Annotated in this window: 5 protein-coding genes; 4 read left to right on the forward strand and 1 reads right to left on the reverse strand. The window is 62.9% G+C overall.

What is annotated here, in order from left to right; genetic code table 11:
- Nucleotides 1-383: alcohol dehydrogenase catalytic domain-containing protein (locus tag ACE03M_RS12490; protein WP_485934210.1), on the reverse strand; the 383-nt coding region annotated here is incomplete at its 3' end.
- Nucleotides 384-527: 144 nt separating this feature from the next.
- Between ACE03M_RS12490 and ACE03M_RS12495 the strand changes: the two genes are divergently transcribed.
- Genes ACE03M_RS12495 through ACE03M_RS12510 form a run of 4 tightly spaced genes read left to right on the forward strand, consistent with a single transcriptional unit; the run spans nucleotide 528 to nucleotide 5,412 of the window.
- Nucleotides 528-1,562, forward strand: coding sequence for a phosphotransferase family protein (locus ACE03M_RS12495; protein WP_485934212.1), 1,035 nt, complete (start codon nucleotides 528-530; stop codon nucleotides 1,560-1,562).
- Nucleotides 1,559-2,437 (forward strand): SDR family oxidoreductase, encoded by an 879-nt coding sequence (locus ACE03M_RS12500; protein WP_143921087.1) that lies wholly within the window; start codon nucleotides 1,559-1,561, stop codon nucleotides 2,435-2,437. Before ACE03M_RS12495 ends, ACE03M_RS12500 begins: the two co-directional genes overlap by 4 nt.
- Complete coding sequence (locus ACE03M_RS12505; protein WP_485934213.1) at nucleotides 2,421-3,626, forward strand: acyl-CoA dehydrogenase family protein; 1,206 nt, start codon at nucleotides 2,421-2,423, stop codon at nucleotides 3,624-3,626. The genes ACE03M_RS12500 and ACE03M_RS12505 overlap by 17 nt, the downstream gene beginning before the upstream one ends.
- 49 nt (nucleotides 3,627-3,675) lie before the next feature.
- Complete coding sequence (locus ACE03M_RS12510; RefSeq protein ID WP_485934214.1) at nucleotides 3,676-5,412, forward strand: class I adenylate-forming enzyme family protein; 1,737 nt, start codon at nucleotides 3,676-3,678, stop codon at nucleotides 5,410-5,412.
- Nucleotides 5,413-5,459: the final 47 nt, after the last annotated feature.

Genomic DNA, 5,459 nt, shown 5'->3' on the forward strand with positions numbered 1-5,459 from the left:
AAGTCCGCGGTGAGCACGTTCATCGGCATTCCAGCAGCGTGGGCCAAGCTGATTCCGTCAGGCACGGGCACTGTCTGCTCGTCGGAGGCGACCACGAACTCGGCGAACGAGCCTTTGCCGGGAATCGCAGCCACACGGTCACCTACCGAGAACCGGGACCCAGGGCCCGCTTCGGCGACGATGCCGGCTGCCTCCGACCCGAGGACGAAGGGCAGGTCATGCTTGACCTGGTACATGCCCCTGGTCTGGAGCAGTTCGGGGAACGTCACGCCGGCATAGGCGACCTCGATGAGGACCTCGCCCTGTCCCGGAGCAGGCCGGTCGACTTCCGCAAGCTCTACATCGTCTGGTCCTGTCAGGGTGGCAACGCGAATGGCTCTCATGATTTCCTCACTGTGGATGAAAGAAGACCCACTCATCACTATCACATTCGGTGGTGACCGGCATCACGATTTCAGCTTGACTCGCACGCTCGGGTTGAATACTGTGATGGAAACTGAACGATTGTTCACTCGGGAGGGTCGACGTTGACCACAGCACCTGCAGGATTCGATCCCTCAACCATCGGACGATGGCTTGAGGACCGGTTCGGAGTCACAGACTTCGACGTCGAAGTCATGTCCATCGGACGCTCAAATCTCACCTTCGCGATCACCGTGGACGGGCTCCCCCGCTGGGTGCTCCGACGTCCGCCGCTCGGTCACTCCGGTGGAAGTGCCCACAATGTCTCCCGTGAGGGTCGGATCATGGCAGCGCTGTCTGACAGCCCCGTGCCCGTCCCCCACGTCATCGACATCGTCGACGATCCTGAGGTCCTCGACGTGCCCTTCGTCTTCATGGATCACTGCCCCGGGTTCGCCATCAATGAACCCTCTGATTGGGCGCGGATACCTGCCGGACCGGGACCGAACGACAAGCGGGCGTGCGCGTTCGGCATGGTCGATACGCTGGCGGCGATCCATCGCGTCGACATCGACGACGTGGGGCTCGGAGATCTGCGCCGAAACGGCGGTCTCATCGAACGGCAGCTGCGACGCTGGCTCGGGCAGGTCGAAGAGATCTCCATGCGCGACATCCCCGTCATCCGTGAGGTCCACGACGCTCTGGCCCAGAGTATGCCAGATCCGGCTGGCAGCCCCGTTGGTCTGGCCCACGGCGACTTCAAACCCAACAACATGATCTTCGCTCCCGACGGCGGAGTCAACGCGGTCGTTGACTGGGAGCTCACAGCAGTCGGCGAGGTGCTCACCGATCTAGGGTACTTCGTCGCGATGCTCACGGTGCCCACGGACTACACGAGCATCTGGGTGCCGACCCCCGACCTCGGTTTCCCGGAAGCCGAGGAGCTCATCGACCGCTACCAAGATGTCAGCGGACACGAGGTCCACGACGTCGGCTACTACGAGGCCTTCGCGATGTGGAAGCTCGCGTGCATCCGCGAAGGTGTCTACACGCGCCTGGTGACCGGCAAGATGGGCGACCTCGACCTTGATCCGGAAGTCGCCGGCGCAGGAGTCGAAGACCTGGCCCGGCAGGCCCTGACACTTCTGGAGAATTCATGACCGCGCCTGTGAACAATGCGACGGCATCCGTCGACAGCGCGAAGAACCCTGTTGCCGATAAGCGCGTCATCGTCACCGGCGCCGCAGGCGGGATCGGTGCGGCGCTGGCGACCGAGCTGACCGCACGAGGTGCCCGAGTCGTCCTCGCCGATCTCTCCCCCGCGGTCACCGACACCGCCGTGGGGCTCGGCTCCCCCGCCGCAGTCCACGCGTGGGTGGGCGACGTATCCTCTGTCGACGGGATCGCCGAGCTCATCGCCTTTGCCGATGACCGCCTCGGCGGGGTCGACATGTACTTCGCGAACGCCGGCATCATCGGTCCCACGGGACTCGGTGATTCCGACGGCGATTGGGACGCGATCATCGACGTCAACATGCGCGCCCATATCCGCGCCGCCCAAGCACTCGTCCCCCGCTGGCAGGAGGCCGGGGCAGGATATTTCGTCGCGACCGCCTCGGCGGCGGGCCTGCTCACACAGATCGGATCGGCCGCGTATTCGGTGACCAAGCACGCCTCGGTCGGGTTCGCCGAATGGCTGTCCCTGACCTACCGCGATGACGGAATCCGGGCCTCGGTCATCGCTCCGATGGGCGTTGACACCGACCTGCTGCGGGCCAGTGGAGCCGACGGGCCGGCACAGGCAGCAGTCACCGAAGCCGGCACGGTGCTCACACCCGCCGCCGTCGCGAACGTCGCCCTCGATGCCGTCGAAGCAGAGCAGTTCCTCATCCTCCCCCACCCCGAGGTGCTCGACATGTACCGCATGAAGGGCAGCGACTACGACCGTTGGCTCAAGGGCATGAGCCGCTATCAGAACCGACTCAACGAAGCGAACCGACTCAACGAGGAGACCACACATGCTGGAAACGACTGAACGCGGCCGCGACTACCAGGAACGTCTGAGGAAGTTCATGGACGACTTCGTCTACCCCGCGGAGTCCGTCTATGCTCAGCAGATGGCCGCGGCAGACAGCCCGCACACTCAGCCGCAGATCCTCGAGGACCTCAAGGCCGAGGCCAAGAGCCAGGGACTGTGGAACCTCTTCCACCCCGATCCCCAGTGGGGACCGGGGCTGACGAACCTCGAATACGCTCCCCTGGCCGAGATCACCGGGCATAGCATCGAGATCGTTCCCGAATCCATCAACTGCAACGCTCCTGACACGGGCAACATGGAAGTCTTCACCCGCTTCGGCTCCGATGAGCACAAGGAGAAGTACCTGGGGCCGCTGCTCAACGGTGAGATCGCCTCGGCATTCGCCATGACCGAACCCGCGGTCGCCAGCTCCGATGCCACGAACGTCGAGATGCGCATGGAGCCCACGGATGACGGGTTCGTCCTCAACGGCCGCAAATGGTTCGCCTCGAACGGCATGCACCCTCACTGCCGTGTCCTCATCGTCATGGGCAAAACCTCCCCCGACGCCGAGGTGCACCGTCAGCAGTCGATGCTCGTCGTCCCGATCGATGCCCCCGGTGTCACCGTGGTGCGCAACCTTCCCGTCTTCGGCTACCACGATCGGGAGGGACATGCCGAGATCACCTTCGAAGACGTCCGCGTCCCCGCCAGCGACATCCTCAAGGGCGAAGGTGAGGGCTTCGCGATCAGTCAGGCCCGCCTGGGCCCGGGCCGAATCCACCACTGCATGCGCGCGATCGGTGCGGCCGAACGGGCGCTGGAGCTCATGGTCAAGCGCGCCGAGGAACGGGTGACCTTCGGTGAGAAACTGTCGTCTCGGGCGAACATCCAGGACTGGATCGCCGAGGCCCGGATCGAGATCGATCAGGCCAGGCTGCTGACGCTGCATGCGGCGGACATGATGGACAAGCACGGCAACAAGGTCGCGAAGAACGAGATCGCTGAGATCAAGGTCGTCGCACCGGCCATGGCTCTGAAGATCATCGATCGCGCGATTCAGGTCCACGGCGGTGCCGGTGTCACCGAGGACTTCCCATTGGCCAGCATGTGGGCGCACATGCGCACCCTGCGTCTGGCAGATGGCCCCGATGAGGTGCACAAACGCTCAATCGCTCGGAACGAGATGAAGAAGTACCGCAAGTAGCTGGCACAAGCTGTGCACCACCCCATTCAACGATGAAGGAAGTGAAGAGATGAGCACGTGGACAGACACCCGTCCCTGGCTGAAGACCTGGGGAGATCTTGCGAACGAGCCTTACACCTTGGAGAAATCCACAACGCTGCGCGACCTGGCCGCGACGGTCGCTGCGTACGGCGGCGAGGAGGCCATCAGCTACTACGGGTTCACGCTGACCTGGTCGGAATTCGACCGGTACTCCACCGCGTTCGCTGCCTATCTGTCGGAGCAGGGCATCGGGTTCGGCGACCGAGTCGCCATCTATGATCAGAACACTCCTGCCTTCATGATCGCCACCTATGGCATCTGGAAGGTCGGTGGTGTGGTTGTCCCGCTCAATCCCATGTATCGGGGCGAGCTCGAGCATATCTTCGCCGATGCAGAGGTGAAGGGGCTCATGGTCTCGAAGGCTGCATTCCTGAATCGCGTCGCTCCTTATGCGGCGTCGCTTCCTGTGGTTGTGCTCAATGATGATCGCGGCTTCCAGACCGATGGCCCCGAGGCGATCTTCTCCATGTTCGATGAGCTGCCCGGAACCCCTGGTGAGAATCCTGGTCCTGACCAGGTGCCGAATCTTCCCGACTTCCAAGCTGTCGTCCAGTCGAGGCTGGATACCGATTTCATACCGGCTGCTCCGAATCCCGAAGACAGAGCGATTGTCGTCTACACCTCGGGAACTTCGGGCCGGTCGAAGGGAGCATCGGGGACTCACGCTTCCGTGTCGAGCAATTCCCGCTACTGTGTGCGAACACCGTCGTTCGAGCCAGGCGATGGCTTCCTCACCTTGGCCCCCATCTTCCACATCACCGGGTTCGTCTGCCAGTTCATCGCTGGAGTCAGCGGTGGCGCACGTCTGGTCCTCAACTATCGATTCGACCCGGGATCGCTTCTCGAACTCTTCCTGCGCGAGAGGCCGACTTATATGGCCGGACCGGCGACGGTCTACACCGCGATGCTGGCTCATCCGTCTGCGACACCCGATCACTTCTCATCGTTCAAACGCATCATGTCCGGGGGTGCGCCGCTGCCCGAGGGATTGGTCAACAAGTTCGAGCAGAAAACCGGCGTCTACATCGGCCAGGGATACGGCCTGACAGAGACCTGCGCGCAAGTCGCCACCGTCCCACCTGGACTGCGAGCACCGGTTGACCCTGACAGCGGCAATCTCTCCTGCGGTCTGCCCCAACCAGACACCATGATCCGCATCCTCGATGACTTCGGCGAACCTCTGGGGCCCAATGAGATCGGCGAAGTCGCCATCTCGGGACCTGAGGTCGTTTCCGAATACATCAACAATGAGAAGGCCACCGCCGAACAGATCCCGAACGGGGAGCTGCGCACCGGCGATGTCGGTTACATGAATGAGGAAGGATGGCTCTTCATCGTCGATCGCAAGAAGGACATGATCAACGCCTCCGGCTTCAAGGTCTGGCCGCGGGAGGTTGAGGACGTCCTCTACACACACCCTGCAATCCAAGAGGCAGCAGTCGTCGGCATTCCCGACGAGTATCGCGGCGAGAGTGTTGCCGCATTCGTGACTCTTCAGTCGGGGCCCGAAGCCGACGAGGTCACCGAGACTGCGATCGTCGAGTTCTGTCGCGAGAAGTTGGCCTCGTACAAGGCACCACGGCAGGTGACCATCATCGACGAGCTGCCCAAAACCAGCTCAGGCAAGATTCTGCGCCGCACCATTCGCGCCGATGCGGTTGCTGCAGCGCAGGAGGCGAAAGCAGGGGCGACCAGCACCGACTGATCCGCGAGTCGACGCCACGCTGCCAATGATGTCAGCCGGTCACGGGC

This window comes from Brevibacterium sp. AGC70 (genome assembly GCF_057334195.1).